This is a genomic window from Streptomyces recifensis (assembly GCF_002154615.1).
GTDB lineage: Bacteria > Actinomycetota > Actinomycetes > Streptomycetales > Streptomycetaceae > Streptomyces > Streptomyces griseoluteus.
Window position 1 is genome coordinate 1 of record NZ_MUNH01000511.1, and the last position, 13,918, is coordinate 13,918.

10 protein-coding genes and 2 pseudogenes are annotated in these 13,918 nt (G+C 70.6%); 5 read left to right on the top strand and 7 right to left on the bottom strand.

Annotated features, from left to right (window positions below; all coding sequences use genetic code 11):
* Both CCN33_RS24460 and CCN33_RS24465 read left to right on the top strand, forming a co-directional pair.
* Nucleotides 1–1,908 (top strand): annotated as a pseudogene (locus CCN33_RS24460) (glycoside hydrolase family 31 protein); the annotation flags it as partial.
* Between the two features lie 89 nt (nucleotides 1,909–1,997).
* Nucleotides 1,998–2,276, top strand: coding sequence for a glutaredoxin domain-containing protein (locus tag CCN33_RS24465; RefSeq protein ID WP_086695651.1), 279 nt, complete (start codon nucleotides 1,998–2,000; stop codon nucleotides 2,274–2,276).
* On the opposite strand, the gene CCN33_RS24470 is transcribed toward CCN33_RS24465, so the two are convergent.
* The 4 genes from CCN33_RS24470 to CCN33_RS24485 all read right to left on the bottom strand — a co-directional run bounded on the left by CCN33_RS24470 (nucleotide 2,260) and on the right by CCN33_RS24485 (nucleotide 6,317).
* Nucleotides 2,260–3,285, bottom strand: coding sequence for a LacI family DNA-binding transcriptional regulator (locus CCN33_RS24470; protein ID WP_086695652.1), 1,026 nt, complete (start codon nucleotides 3,283–3,285; stop codon nucleotides 2,260–2,262). The genes CCN33_RS24465 and CCN33_RS24470 overlap by 17 nt on opposite strands.
* A 57-nt stretch (nucleotides 3,286–3,342) precedes the next feature.
* Nucleotides 3,343–4,179, bottom strand: a complete 837-nt coding sequence (locus CCN33_RS24475) for an ATP-binding cassette domain-containing protein (RefSeq protein ID WP_086695653.1) — start codon at nucleotides 4,177–4,179, stop codon at nucleotides 3,343–3,345.
* Nucleotides 4,176–5,171, bottom strand: coding sequence for an ABC transporter permease (locus tag CCN33_RS24480; RefSeq protein WP_086695654.1), 996 nt, complete (start codon nucleotides 5,169–5,171; stop codon nucleotides 4,176–4,178). The genes CCN33_RS24475 and CCN33_RS24480 overlap by 4 nt, the downstream gene beginning before the upstream one ends.
* Nucleotides 5,172–5,294: 123 nt before the next feature.
* A complete protein-coding gene (locus tag CCN33_RS24485; protein ID WP_086695655.1) occupies nucleotides 5,295–6,317 on the bottom strand; it encodes a sugar ABC transporter substrate-binding protein in 1,023 nt (340 codons plus the stop codon).
* A 404-nt stretch (nucleotides 6,318–6,721) separates the two neighbouring features.
* Here CCN33_RS24485 and CCN33_RS24490 point away from each other — a divergent pair, with 404 nt between their 5' ends.
* Nucleotides 6,722–9,271, top strand: a complete 2,550-nt coding sequence (locus tag CCN33_RS24490; RefSeq protein WP_086695656.1) for a GH32 C-terminal domain-containing protein — start codon at nucleotides 6,722–6,724, stop codon at nucleotides 9,269–9,271.
* Between the two features lie 51 nt (nucleotides 9,272–9,322).
* Here CCN33_RS24490 and CCN33_RS24495 read toward each other — a convergent pair whose 3' ends face one another.
* Nucleotides 9,323–9,697, bottom strand: a complete 375-nt coding sequence (locus CCN33_RS24495; RefSeq protein WP_086695657.1) for a VOC family protein — start codon at nucleotides 9,695–9,697, stop codon at nucleotides 9,323–9,325.
* Nucleotides 9,698–9,848: 151 nt separating this feature from the next.
* On the bottom strand, nucleotides 9,849–10,403 hold the full coding sequence (locus CCN33_RS24500) for a DinB family protein (protein ID WP_392226984.1): 555 nt from the start codon (nucleotides 10,401–10,403) through the stop codon (nucleotides 9,849–9,851).
* Nucleotides 10,404–10,518: 115 nt separating this feature from the next.
* Between CCN33_RS24500 and CCN33_RS32555 the strand changes: the two are divergent.
* Both CCN33_RS32555 and CCN33_RS24510 read left to right on the top strand, forming a co-directional pair.
* Nucleotides 10,519–10,668, top strand: a pseudogene (locus CCN33_RS32555) (IS5/IS1182 family transposase); the annotation flags it as partial.
* A 472-nt stretch (nucleotides 10,669–11,140) separates the two neighbouring features.
* Nucleotides 11,141–11,647, top strand: a complete 507-nt coding sequence (locus CCN33_RS24510) for a transglycosylase SLT domain-containing protein (RefSeq protein ID WP_086695659.1) — start codon at nucleotides 11,141–11,143, stop codon at nucleotides 11,645–11,647.
* Between the two features lie 86 nt (nucleotides 11,648–11,733).
* On the opposite strand, the gene CCN33_RS24515 is transcribed toward CCN33_RS24510, so the two are convergent.
* Nucleotides 11,734–13,918, bottom strand: a 2,185-nt coding sequence (locus CCN33_RS24515; protein WP_244173924.1) for an ABC transporter ATP-binding protein/permease, incomplete at its 5' end; no start/stop codon positions are given.

Sequence of the window (13,918 nt, forward strand, 5' to 3'; positions counted from 1 at the left end):
GCCCCCGCACCACCCCCGGCCTGCTGCACCGCGGGCTGGCACCTGCTGGACGACACGCCCTCCGCCGTCTACGACGCCCGCACCGGCAAGGCCACGCCCCGCACCGGCCATGCCGGAAAGCCCTACCAGGACGGCTACCTCTTCGGCTTCGGCCACGACTACAAGCAGGGTCTCGCCGACCTCGCCACCCTGACCGGCCCGCCCGCGCTGCTGCCCCGCTGGGCCTACGGCGTCTGGTACTCCGAGTACATCGACCGCACCGCCAAGGACTACCAGGACACCATCCTGCCCGCCTTCCGCGCGGCCGGCGTCCCCCTGGACGTGCTCGTCACCGACACCGACTTCAAGGCGCCCAACACCTGGAGCGGCTGGAACTTCGACCCGGCCAAGTACCCCGACCCCAAGGGCTTCTTCGACTGGTCGACCGCGCAGGGCCTGCACAACACCCTGAACGTGCACCCCAGCATCCTGGAGTCAGACCCGCAGTACGCCGCGGCCCAGCAGACCGCCAAGGGCAAGCTGAGCAAGGGCGGTTGCGCGGGCTCGGCCGGGTCGGAGTGCCGTACCTTCGACTTCGGCGACCCCGACCAGCTGCGGGCGTATCTCGATCTGCACCGGCCCTTCGACCGTGCCGGCAACGACTTCTGGTGGCTGGACTGGTGCTGCGACGCCTCCCGCTCCTCGCAGCCCGGTGTCACCCCGGACGCCTGGATCAACCAGAAGTACGCCGGTCTGACCGCCGAGACCGCCGAGCGCGCCTTCGTGCTCTCGCGCGCCTACGGCTCCCTCCAGGCGGGTGGCTACAGCGGCGGCGTGGGCCTGCCCACCGGCCCCTGGGCCGACAAGCGCAGCACGCTCCACTTCTCCGGCGACACCGCCTCCACCTGGGGCACCCTGAGCGCGGAGGTCGGCTACACGCCGGGCGAGTCCGCCGCCACCGGCATGGCCGCCATCAGCCACGACATCGGCGGCCACAACGACGGCCACGGCATCCCCGGCGCCGAGACCTACACCACCGACGACGGCCGCACCCACCGCACCACCAAGCTGCCCGACGACCTGTACGCCCGCTGGGTCCAGTTCGGCACCTTCCAGCCCATCGACCGCCTGCACAGCAACCACAGCGACCGGCTGCCCTGGCAGTACGGTGACGCGGCCCGCGACTCCGCCGCCAAGTTCCTCCGGCTGCGCGAGTCCCTCGTCCCGTACACGTACACCCTCGCCCAGCAGGCCGCCACCACCGGCGTCCCCATCGTCCGGCCGCTCTACCTGGACCACCCCGAGGACGAGGCCGCCTACACCAGGGCGGGCAGCGAGTACCTGTACGGGCCGGACATGCTGGTGGCCCCGGTCACCACGCCCGGTACCAGCACCACCACCTCCGTGTGGTTCCCCGAGGGCACCTGGACCGACTACTTCACCGGCCGCACCTACACCGCGGGCGCCGGCGGCACCTCGTACGACGTGACGACCACCCTGGACACCATGCCGGTGTTCCTCCGCGCCGGCGGCATCGTCGCCACCCGCACCGGCAACGCCGCCCACGACTCCGGCACCCCGCTGGACCGCGTCGGCCTCACCGTCGCCACCGGGGCGCCGGGCGCCTTCACCCTCTACGAGGACGACGGCGTCAGCACCCCCGCCCGGCACCGCTCGGCCACCACCCGCGTCAGTCACACCGGGCACGCCCTGCGTATCGCCCCCACCCGGGGCAGCTACAAGGGCCTTCCGAGCCGCCGCACGTGGACGGTCACCTTCCAGGGCCTCACCAAGCCCCCGGCCCACGTCACCTCCAACGGCACCCCACTCGCCCCCTCCGCCTGGCAGTGGGACGCCGGGACCCACACCCTGAAGATCACCACCCCGAGGACCAGCGTCCGTCAACCGGTGACCGTCGGCTTCAACTAGCCGTATAGGGAGCGCAGGAGGGCCCGCGCGACGCCCGCGCGGGCCCTCCACTACGCTCGGACCGAACGACGCCGACCGAGGGGAAGACCGTGACCGACTACCGGGACGGCGTGGTCGTCTACTGGCGGCCGCTGTGCCCGTTCTGCATCAAACTGCGGCTCCGGCTCCGGCTGGCCAGGCTCCCGCGCACCGAGGTCAACATCTGGCGCGACCCCGACGCGGCCGGGTACGTCCGCATGGTGGCCGACGGCAACGAGACCGTCCCGACCGTCACCGTGGCGGGCAACGCGATGGTCAACCCGTCGATGAGGCAGATACGCGAGGCCGTACGCCGGCACGCCCCGCATCTGCTCAAGCCGGCGCGCTGACCGCCTGCTCGCCCGACCCCCGCACGATCAGCCGGGTCGGCACCGTGACCGTACGGGCGCGGGAGCGGTCGCCGTCGAGGCGGGCCAGGGCCGTGGTGGCCGCCGTACGGCCGATCTCCTCCGGGTTCTGGGCCACCACCGTCAGGGCGGGCTCCAGCGCCTCCGCGAGTGCCACGTCGTCGAACGCGACCACCGCCACGTCCTTGCGCCCGCTGCGGGCCAGCTCCGCGACCACGCCGAGGGCCACGATGTTGTTGCCGGCGAACAGCGCGGTCGGCGGGTCGGGAAGGGCCAGCAGCCGGGCCGTCGCCTCGCCCGCGTCGTGCTGGTCGTGGGCGCTGGCGATCAGCAGCCGGTCGTCGGGCAGTCCCGCGTCCCGCAGCGCCTCCCGGTAGCCGGCCAGCCGCTCCCGCCGGGTGTAGAGCCGCGTCGGCAGGTCACCGACGAACCCGATCCGGCGGTGTCCGTATCCCACCAGATGCGTCACCCCGGCGCGGGCGCCCTCGCGGTTGGAGCTGACCACGCAGTCCGTCGCCAGCCCCGCGCCCGGCCGGTCCACGAACACCACCGGCAGCCCCACGGCCCGGTGCTGCCGCAGATGGGCGTGGTCGGCACCCACCGACGGCACCACCATCAGGATGCTGACCCGGCGCGCCAGGAACTTGTCCGTCAGCGCCCGCTCCCGGTCCGGATCGTCGGCCGAGGAGCCCATCAGCAGCGTCAGCCCCCGCTCGCGCACCCGGTCCTCGATGCTGCCCGCCACCGCCCCGAAGAACGGGTTGCCGAGGTCGGGCACGACCAGCCCGATCGTGGTGTCCGGGCCGCCCACGCGAATGTTGCGGGCCATCAGGTTCGGCTGGAAACCCAGCCGCGCCACGGCCGCGAGTACCTGCTCCCGGGTCCGTGCCGAGGCGGGACCGTCCTCGTTGAGGACACGGGAGACCGTCTTGGCGCTCACCCCGACCTCGCGGGCGACATCGGCCAGGGTGGGGCGGCGGTTCGCGGCCATGCGGGACACGTCTCCTGTGCTGGTCGGCTCCGGCCGGGCACCCCCGGGCCGTGGAAGTCAGGTGGCCTGGACCCCGGCGGCCTTCGCGGCCTCGGAGTCCGCGACGACCGTACCTCCGCTCCCGTCCACCGTGAGCGCCCCGGTCATGATGGCGACCACCTCGGCCATCGAGTACTCCGACGGCTTGATCACCGCCGCCCGGCGCCCCAGCCGGTGCACATGGACGCGGTCCGCGATCTCGAAGACGTGCGGCATGTTGTGGCTGATCAGGACCACCGGCAGCCCCCTGTCCCGGACCCGCCGGATGAGGTCGAGCACCTGGCCGGACTCCTTCACACCGAGCGCGGCCGTCGGCTCGTCCATCACCACGACGCTGCGCGCCCACGCCACCGACCGCGCCACCGCGACCGCCTGCCGCTGCCCGCCGGAGAGCGTCTCCACGGCCTGGGTGAGCGAGCGCAGCCCGATCTTCAGATCGGCCATGTGCTCGGCGGCCTCCCGCCTCATCCGCTTCTTGTCCAGCATCCGGAAGACACTGCCCAGCACACCGGGCCGGCGCAGCTCCCGGCCCAGGAACATGTTGGACGCGATGTCCATCGAGGCGGCGACCGCGAGATCCTGGTGGACCGTCTCGATGCCGTGCGCGCGGGCGCTCTGCGGCCCGGTGAACCGGATCGGCTCGCCGTTCAGCCGGATCTCGCCCGCGTCCGGCACGATCGCCCCGGTCAGCGCTTTGACGAGACTGGTCTTCCCGGCGCCGTTGTCCCCGATCACCGCCAGCACCTCACCCGGCAGCAGATCGAAGTCGGCGCCGTCGATGGCGGTCACCTGGCCGTAGCGCTTGACCAGACCGCGGGCCTGGAGGACGGGCGTGGGGGAGTCGGCGGTGGTCATCGGGCCTTCTTCCGGGAGATCTGGTCGACGGTCACCGCGAGGATCACCAGGACCCCGGTGATCAGCGTCTGGTAGATGGACGCGACCCCCATCAACTGGAGGCCGTTGCGGAACACCCCGACGATGAGCACTCCGATGAACGTGCCCAGCACCGAACCGCGCCCGCCGAACAGGGAGGTCCCCCCGATGACCACGGCGGTGATGCTGTCGAGGTTGTCCGTCTGCCCCGCCTGCGGATCACCCACGCCGGTACGGGAGACGAGCAGCAGCGCGGCCACCCCGTAGAGCAGCCCGGCGACCGTGTACACGCCGATGGTGAGCCGGGAGGTGCGGACGCCGTTCAGCCGGGCCGCCTCCACGCTGTTGCCGAGCGCGTACACGTGCCGGCCCCAACCGGTGCCGCTCAGCGCGTAGGCGAACAGCAGGAACAGGGCGATGGTGACCAGCGACCCGTAGGTGATGTCGGTGTGGCCGAGCGGGAAGGTGCCGCCGAGCGCGGTCAGTGGGCCGGGCAACTCGGTGACCGTCTGCTCCTTGGAGTAGATGTGGGTCAGCGCGAACGCCACGTTCAGCATGCCCAGGGTGACGATGAACGGCGGCAATGGGACCCGCTCCGTCAACACCCCGTTCAGCAGCCCGAATCCGGCGCACACCAGCAGCCCCAGACCGATGGCGAGCAGCGGCGGCAGTGAGCCCTCGGCCGCCATCCGCGCCATCATGATGCTGCCGAACGCCATCACCGCCCCGCACGACAGGTCGATCCCCGCCGTCAGGATGATCAGGGTCTGCCCGATGGCGAGCGTGCCCACGACCATGACCTGCTGCACGATCAGCGAGAAGTTGCCGCCGGTCAGGAACTGGTCGGTGGAGAAGGAGAAGAAGACACAGGCGATCAGGAGGGCGGCCAGGGGACCGGTGGTGGGAGCCGTGAGCAGTCGGCGCGCCGTGCTCGGCGCCGTGAGCCCGGCGTACGGCGTGGTCGTGGCGGTCATACGACGTCCTTGTCGGAAAGGGCTTACCCGAGGTCGAGTTGGTCGGGGGACGCGGGAGAACGGGGGCGGCCGGACCGGCGGGGGAGTGGCCGGGCCGGCCGCCCGGTCGGGGGAACCGGGTTCTCAGCCCCAGCAGTTGTCCAGGCCGTACGCGGTGTCCTTCGCGTCCACCCCGGACTGCGCCTTGTCGGTGATCAGGGTGACGCCGGTGTCGGTGTAACCGGACGCCTTCTTCCCGTCCTTGGCGTACGACACCACCGCCTTCACGCCCTCGGCGGCCATCTTGAGCGGGTACTGCTGAGAAGTCGCCGCGATCTTCCCGTCCTTGACCGCCTTGGTCCCGGTGCAACCGCCGTCCACGGAGACGATCAGTACGTCCTTCTCCCGGCCCTTGGCCTTCAGCGCGGTGTAAGCACCCAGTGCGGCGGGCTCGTTGATCGTGTAGACGACGTTGATGCCCGGCTCCTTCTGGAGGCAGTTCTCCATCGCCGTCTGTCCCTTGGTCTGGTCACCGGCGGTGTCCTGGGAGCAGACCACGGAGGGGTCCTTGGCGCCGACGCCGAAGCCCTTGAGGAACCCGTCGTGCCGCTGCACGCCCACCGACACGCCCGGTGCCAGGTCGAGCGTGGCGATCTTCGCCTTCTTGCCCTTCATCGCGGCCTTGGCGTACTCGCCGATCAGCTCGCCCGCCTTGAGGTTGTCCGTGGCGTACAGCGCGTCCACCGCGCTCTGCGGCTCGGTCGGCGTGTCCAGCGCGATCACCAGTACGCCCTTGGCGCGGGCCTTCGCCAGGGCGGGCACGATCGCCTTGGAGTCGCTCGGCGTGATCAGGATGCCCTTCACCCCGGACGCCACCATGTTCTCGACCGCGGTGACCTGGCCGGCGTTGTCCCCGTCGAACTTGCCTGCGGCTGTGAGGAGTTGGGCGCCGTTCTCCTTGGCCGACCTCTCCGCGCCCTCCTTCATCTTCACGAAGAACGGGTTGGTGTCGGTCTTGGTGATCAGCCCGACCTTGACGCCGCCCGAGCCCGACGTGGCCGACTCCGCACCGGAGCCGGAGCCGCACGCCGTGAGGGCCAGGGCCAGGGCACCCGTACACGCGGCGACTCTCAGCAGGGACAGGTGGGGGCGAGGACTGCGAGACATGAACGACTCCTGCGGGATTGCGAGCGGCGCGGCCGGCATCGGAGCATGCCGTCCCGAGGTGTCATCGTTGACTTATGTCATCGTTGACACGGCATGGCGAGGACTATGGACGGCCCCTCAGGGCGCCGTCAATGCCCTGGACCTGTCACAAATCGGCAACGCAGGAGGCTTCTGCCGTACGCCGTGAACCGGCCGACCAACGCCTGCGCGCGAGCCGTTGACGCGCCCCTGCCTCTGCCGCATCATCGACCCACCCGCTCGCTGTCATCGATGACATGAGTCAACGATGACATCTCCCGCCGACGCCAGGGACGACGGCACCGGCGGCCTGCCCACCTCCTCCCGGCCCGTGCGCCCCGCACGCCACGCTCCGCCGCGGGGCCGACCGCAGCACAGGAGATGTCATGACCTCCGTACACGGAGCGCGGCACGCCCGCGCCTGGCTGATCGCGGCGGCACTGTCCGCCTGCGCCCTGGCGGCCGCCTCGCTCACCCCGGCGGCGGCCGCCGCCGACGCACCGCCCTACACCGAGACCTACCGCCCCCAGTTCCACTTCACGCCCGAACAGAACTGGATGAACGACCCCAACGGTCTCGTGTACTACCAGGGCGAATACCACCTCTTCCACCAGTACAACCCCAACGGCAACTCCTGGGGCGACATGTCCTGGGGCCACGCGGTGAGCACCGACCTCGTGCACTGGAAGCAGCTCCCGCTCGCCCTGTCCCACGACGACGAGGAGATGGTGTTCTCCGGCAGCGCGGTGATCGACCGCACCAACACCAGCGGCTTCGGCACGCCGGGCAACCCGCCGATGGTCGCCGTCTACACCAGTGCCTTCAAGAACGGCGGCAGGCAGGCCCAGTCCCTCGCCTACAGCACCGACCGCGGCCGCACCTGGACCAAGTACCAGGGCAACCCCGTACTGGACATCGGCTCCACCGAGTTCCGCGACCCCAAGGTCCAGTGGTACGCGCCGACCAAGAGCTGGCTGATGACGGTCGCGCTGCCCACCGAGCACAAGGTCCGCTTCTACACTTCCAAGAACCTCAAGGACTGGATGCTGCTGAGCGACTTCGGCCCGGCGGGCGCGACCGGCGGCGTCTGGGAGTGCCCGGACCTGTTCCCCCTCGCCGTCGACGGCAACCCGCGCCAGGTCAAGTGGGTCCTGGTCACCAACGTCAACCCCGGTGCGGTGGCAGGCGGTTCGGGTACCCAGTACTTCACCGGCGACTTCGACGGCACCCGGTTCACCCCGGACGACGACGGCAGCTACACCCCGCCGCCCGGCACCGTGGTCCAGGACTTCGAGGGGGCTGGGTTCGGTGACTGGACGGCCACCGGCACGGCCTTCGGCGGCGGACCGGCGTCCGGCGCGGTGGACGGCCAGCAGACGGTCACCGGGTTCGACGGCAAGGGCCTGGCCAACAGCTTCCACGGCGGCGACCCGAGCACCGGCACCCTCACCTCACCCGGCTTCACGGTGAGCACGCCGTACCTCAACTTCAAGGTCGGCGGCGGCCGCCACCCGCACGAACCCGGCACCGCCGTGGACCGCGGCCCCACCCCCGAGGGCACTGTCCTCGCCGACTTCGAGGGCGGCACGTACGGTGACTGGACCGCCACCGGCGACGCCTTCGGCGCCGCGCCGGCCACCGGCACCCTCCCCGATCAGCAGCAGGTCTCGGGCTGGCTCGGCGACGGTCTGGTCAACACCTACCGCGGCGGCGACACCGCCACCGGGGCGCTCACCTCGCCCGAGTTCATCCTCGACAAGGACTACCTGGACTTCCTCGTCGGAGGCGGCAACCACCCCGCCGCCTCCGCCAACCGCACCGCCGTCGAACTCGTCGTGGACGGCCGTACGGTACGCACCACCACCGGCCGCGACGCCGAAGCGCTCGACTGGGCCTCCTGGGACGTCCGCGACCTCAGAGGCAAACGGGCCCGCATTCGGATCGTGGACGACAACACCGGCCGTTGGGGCCACCTCGACGTGGACCACCTGGTCCTCTCCGACACCCGCGCCGAGCCCCTCACCCAGGAGACGGCCGTCAACCTGGTCATCGACGGCCAGATCGTCCGCAGCGTCACCGGCCCCGACAGCGAGGCGATGGACTGGGCCTCCTTCGACCTGCGCCCCTACCAGGGCCGCACCGCGCGCATCCAACTGGTCGACCGCAACACCGGCGGCTGGGGTCACATCATGGCCGACAGTTTCACGGAGGCCCAGGCACCCGCGCGCTCCACCGTGGACCGCGCCTCCTGGGTCGACTTCGGCAAGGACCACTACGCGGCCGTGACCTGGAACGACGCCCCTGACGGCCAGCGGTACATGATCGGCTGGATGGCCGGCCTCGACTACGCGGGCGCCACCCCCACCACCCCCTGGCGCAGCGCCCAGACCGTTCCCCGCCGCCTGACCCTCCGCACCGTCGACGGCCGCGCCCGCCTGATGAGCGAACCGGTGCCGGCGCTCTCCACCCTGTGGCGCCGGTCCACAACGACGACGGGCCTCACCCTCGCCGGCACCTCCCGCCCGCTCGCCGCCAAGGGCAACGCCCTCGACATCGAGGCCACCTTCTCCGTCCGCGATGCCGCCCGCTTCGGCCTCAAGGTCCGCACGGGAAGCGGGGGAGAGGAGACGGTCGTCGGCTACGACCGCACGGCCGGCGAGATGTACGTCGACCGCACCCACTCCGGGGTGACGGACTTCAGCCCGTCGTTCCCCGGAGTGCAGCGGGCCCCGCTGAAGCCGCGCGACGGCAAGGTCCGGCTACGGATACTCGTCGACTGGTCCTCGGTCGAGGTGTACGGGGGCGACGGCGAGGCGACCATCACCGACCTGGTGTTCCCCGACCCCGCCTCCGACGGGGTGCGGGTGTTCGCCGAGGAGGGTTCCGTGAAGCTGGACCGGGTGACGGTGCGGCAGGTGGGGTCGTACCGGCAGTGACCCTGTGCCCGGGCACCCTGCGCCTTTCCCTGAGGGTGCCCGGCCGGCTCGCTACAGGTACGGCCGGGTGATCAGCTCGATCGCATGGCCGGCCGGGTCCTTGAAGTACACACCCCGCCCGCCGTGCTCGTGGTTGATCTCGCCGGGCCGCCGCATCTGCGGATCGGCCCAGTGCACGACCCCGCAGTCCCGGAGCCGCCGGTAGGCCCGGTCGAACAGCTCGTCGTCGACGAGGAACGCGTAGTGCTGCATCTGGATGTCGACCGGCGGCTCGGCGAATTGGAGCAGCACCCCATCACTGAGCTGCACATTCACGAACGGCCCCCAGGACGGCGCCTCCGGCACCTCCAGCAACTCCCGGAAGAACCGGGCCGATTCCTCACGGTCCTTGGCGGCGACGATGGTGTGGTTGAACGTTACGGACATACTGACCTCACGGTGGGCTCTGACTCGGACGCGATGACATACGCGCGTCCCGGAGGCCCCCGGGCAGTCAGTCGTCCACCGGCTGACCGTCCTGTGGGTGGCTCGACGCCGATCCGGTGTTCACGTGGGGGAGGTTACAGGGTGGCGGGCTTCACTGTCCCACCCTCCCGTCGATCCGCTCCCGCAACAGATCGGCGTGCCCGCAGTGACGCGCGTACTCCTCGACGCGGTGCACCAGCAACTCCCGCACGGCGATGTTCTCCTTGCCGACACGCGCTCCCAGATCGGTGTGCTCGGCCAACGCGGCGTCCGTGGCTGCCTGTTCCCGCTCCAGGTCATGGAACGCCTGCTCCACCACATCCTGTTCGCCGACGGCCTCCTCGAAGTCCGCGTCCCGCACCCCGTACAGCTTCGGCAGCGGCTCACCCTCACTGATCCAGTTCCGCCAGTCCCGCTCGACTTCGGCGAGATGCCGGACGAGCCCGAGGAGCGACATGGTCGAGGGCGGCACCGACCGGAGCGCGAGCTGCGCCGCGTCCAGGCCCTCGCACTTCATGCGCAGGGTGAGGCGGTAGTTGGACAGATAGTCCTGGAGAGTCGCCAACTCTCCGTCCGGGCTTGGTCCTTCGCGCGGGTCGTCATCCGGATCGGTCCACATGTCGGGGTAGACGGTCGCCTCGGTCCATCGCGCGGGCTGCTCAGTCATGGGCCGCATGATCGCGGGTAACTGCGGCTGGCGCCACCGAGTTATGCCGTCGGCGTGCGTGCTCGCCCTGGTGCGGTGTGGGGACGAACCGCCTGGAGCCGCTCCTGCGGCAGCGGGAGCGGCGCCCGGCTTCAAACACCACTTGATCACCGACAGGCACGGTACTCCGCGTGCGGTCCTGGTGACGTGCGGCAACCACGACGAGGTCACCCGGTTTCTGCCGCTGCGCGATGCGATCCCTCCGGTCCCGCGCCCTGGGCGGCCGTCGCCCGCCGCGCCATCCTGCACGCGCGCACCGTGCCGGTGCTCAGCGGCGTCGCCCGGCCGGCTGTCCGAGTAGCCCTGTCGGAAATGACCGCCCCGATGGAGGCGTGAAGCCGGGGTGTGACAGGTGGCCGGAAGCCTGATTTTGCGGCTCTCGGCGTGACGCCACCCACGAGAGGTAGGTCACGTCCTAAGCGGGATCGTAGAGCCGTATGGCGGTCTGACGCGCAGGAAAGCCACGAAATGACCGATTTGGGAAGTTTCTACGCTCTTGGGTAGTAGGTCACACTCTTGCTTCCCGGTTTCGCGGTCGCTAATCATGTTTCTCGTCGCCGCAAGCAGCGGGTCGGGCCGGGCGGGATCGCCGGGACCGACCTTGTTTGCCGCGCTGTGCGGGGCCTCGCCCCGACGCCCGACAGGCCGCGACCGGATGATCCGGCCGGCGCCTCAGAGACGTCCCGTAGGAGACCCCCTTGACCGCGATCACCGCTGCTTCCCGCCTTGCCCGTCTGCGCAACCTGGCCGTCACCGGCCTGGTCACCACCGGCGTCGCGGCCGCCGCCCTGACGCTGACGCCGGCCGCCCACGCCGCCGAGGCTCCCAAGGCCGCCCCCGCCATCTCCGCCAAGGCCGCCGGCTCCGCCGGTGCCAAGGGCGCCGCGAACAACCTCGACGGCTGGATCAAGCAGTCGCTGGCCATCATGAAGGCCAAGGGCATTCCGGGCACCTACGAGGGCCTGCACCGCAACATCATGCGCGAGTCCAGCGGCAACCCCAACGCCCAGAACAACTACGACGTGAACGCCATCAACGGCGTCCCGTCCAAGGGTCTGCTCCAGGTGATCCCGCCCACCTTCGCCACGTACCACGTGAAGGGCACCTCGAACGACATCTACGACCCGGTCGCCAACATCACCGCCGCCGCCAACTACGCGGCGCACCGGTACGGCTCGATCGACAACGTCAACAGCGCGTACTGAGGTCGGCGCGGACCTCTGAGACGACGCGGAAGGGCGGCACCCGAACGGGGTGCCGCCCTTCACGTGCCTCTCAGGAGAGAGCGCCGCTACTTGCGCATGACCTCGGGCTCGTGCCGCCGCAGGAAGCGCGAGACGAGGAAGCCGCAGGCCGCCCCGAGCGCGATCAGCACGACCATGTCCAGGCTCCAGGCCGCCGCAGAGTGGTCCCACAGCGGGTCGGTACTGGTCGGGTCGTCGGTGTTCGGCGCGATGTTGTTGAAGTCCAGCGTGGTGCCTGCCGCGGCCACCGCCCAGCGGGACGGCATCAGGTACGAGAACTCGTTGACACCGGGCGTGCCGTGCAGGGTGAACAGGCAGCCGGTGAACACGACCTGGATGATCGCGAACATCACCAGCAGCGGCATGGTCTTCTCCGCGGTGCGCACCAGCGACGAGATGACCAGGCCGAACATCATCGAAGTGAAGCCCAGCGCCATGATCGGCAGGCACAGCTCCAGGAGCGTCGAGCCGCCGAGGACGAGGCCCCGGTCCGGGATCTCCCGGCTGGCGAAGCCGATCAGACCGACCATGAGGCCCTGGAGCACCGTGACGGCGCCCAGCACGACCACCTTGGACATCAGGTACGCCGAGCGGGACAGGCCGGTCGCGCGCTCCCGCTCGTAGATCACCCGCTCCTTGATCAGCTCGCGGACCGAGTTCGCCGCGCCCGCGAAGCAGGCGCCGACCGCGAGGATCAGCAGGACCGTCGTCGCCGTGCCGTTGGGCACGTGCAGGCCGGTTCTGGGGTTGAGCGGGTTGACCAGCAGCCCCTTCTCGTGGTCGATGAGCAGGCTGACCGCACCGAGCACGGCCGGCAGGATCACCGTCAGCGCCAGGAAGCCCTTGTCGGAGCCGATCACCGCCACGTACCGCCGGACCAGCGTCAGCAGCTGCGAGCCCCAGCTCTGCGGCTTGGGCGGCTTGACCGCCTGCGGCGGGGGCGCGGTGACGGACTGGGCGGCGACCGCGTCGAGGTCGGCGGCGTACATCTGGTAGTGCTGCGAGCCCTTCCAGCGGCCCGCCCAGTCGTAGTCGCGGTAGTTCTCGAAGGCGGAGAAGACGTCGGCCCAGGTGTCGTAGCCGAAGAAGTTCAGCGCCTCCTCCGGCGGACCGAAGTAGGCCACCGCGCCGCCCGGCGCCATCACCAGCAGCTTGTCGCACAGCGCCAGCTCGGCGACGGAGTGCGTGACGACCAGGACGGTGCGGCCGTCGTCGGCGAGACCGCGCAGCAACTGCATCACGTCGCGGTCCATGCCCGGGTCCAGGCCCGAGGTCGGCTCGTCCAGGAAGATCAGCGAGGGCTTGGTCAGCAGCTCCAGGGCGACCGAGACGCGCTTGCGCTGGCCGCCGGAGAGGGACGTGACCTTCTTGTCCTTGTGGATGTCGAGCTTCAGCTCGCGCAGCACCTCGTCGATACGGGCGTCGCGCTCGGCGGGCGTGGTGTCGGCGGGGAAGCGCAGCTTGGCCGCGTACTTCAGCGCCTTCCGGACGCTCAGCTCCTTGTGCAGGATGTCGTCCTGCGGGACCAGGCCGATGCGCTGGCGCAGCTCGGCGAACTGCTTGTACAGGTTCCGGTTGTCGTAGAGCACCTCGCCCTCGTTGGCGGGGCGGTAGCCGGTGAGCGCCTTGAGCAGGGTGGACTTGCCCGAGCCGGACGGCCCGATGACCGCGATCAGGGACTTCTCGGGGGCGCCGAAGGAGACGTCCCGCAGGATCTGCTTGCCGCCGTCGACGGTGACGGTGAGGTGGCGGGCGGAGAAGGACACCTCACCGGTGTCGACGAACTCCTCCAGGCGGTCGCCGACGATGCGGAAGGCCGAGTGGCCGACACCGACGATGTCGTCCGGGCCGAGGACCGCGGTGCCGCCCTTGGCGATGGGCTGACCGTTGACGTACGTGCCGTTGTGCGAGCCGAGGTCGCGGATCTCGAAGCGGCCTTCAGGGGTGGTCTGGAACTCGGCGTGGTGCCGGGAGACCTGCAGGTCGGAGACGACGAGGTCGTTGTCCAGCGAACGGCCGATGCGCATCACGTGGCCGAGGGCGAACTGGTGGAACGTGGTCGGGCTGCGGTCGCCGTGGGCCGGCTGCTCCGGCGCGGCGGGGGTGCCGCCCTGCTGGTGCGGGAAGGCCGGGGCCTGCTGCGGGCCGCTGTGCCATTCGGCGCCGTGCGGCTGCGCGGCCTGCGGTACGGCCTGCGTCTGCTGGGCCCACGCGGCGGACTGGGCGGCGTAC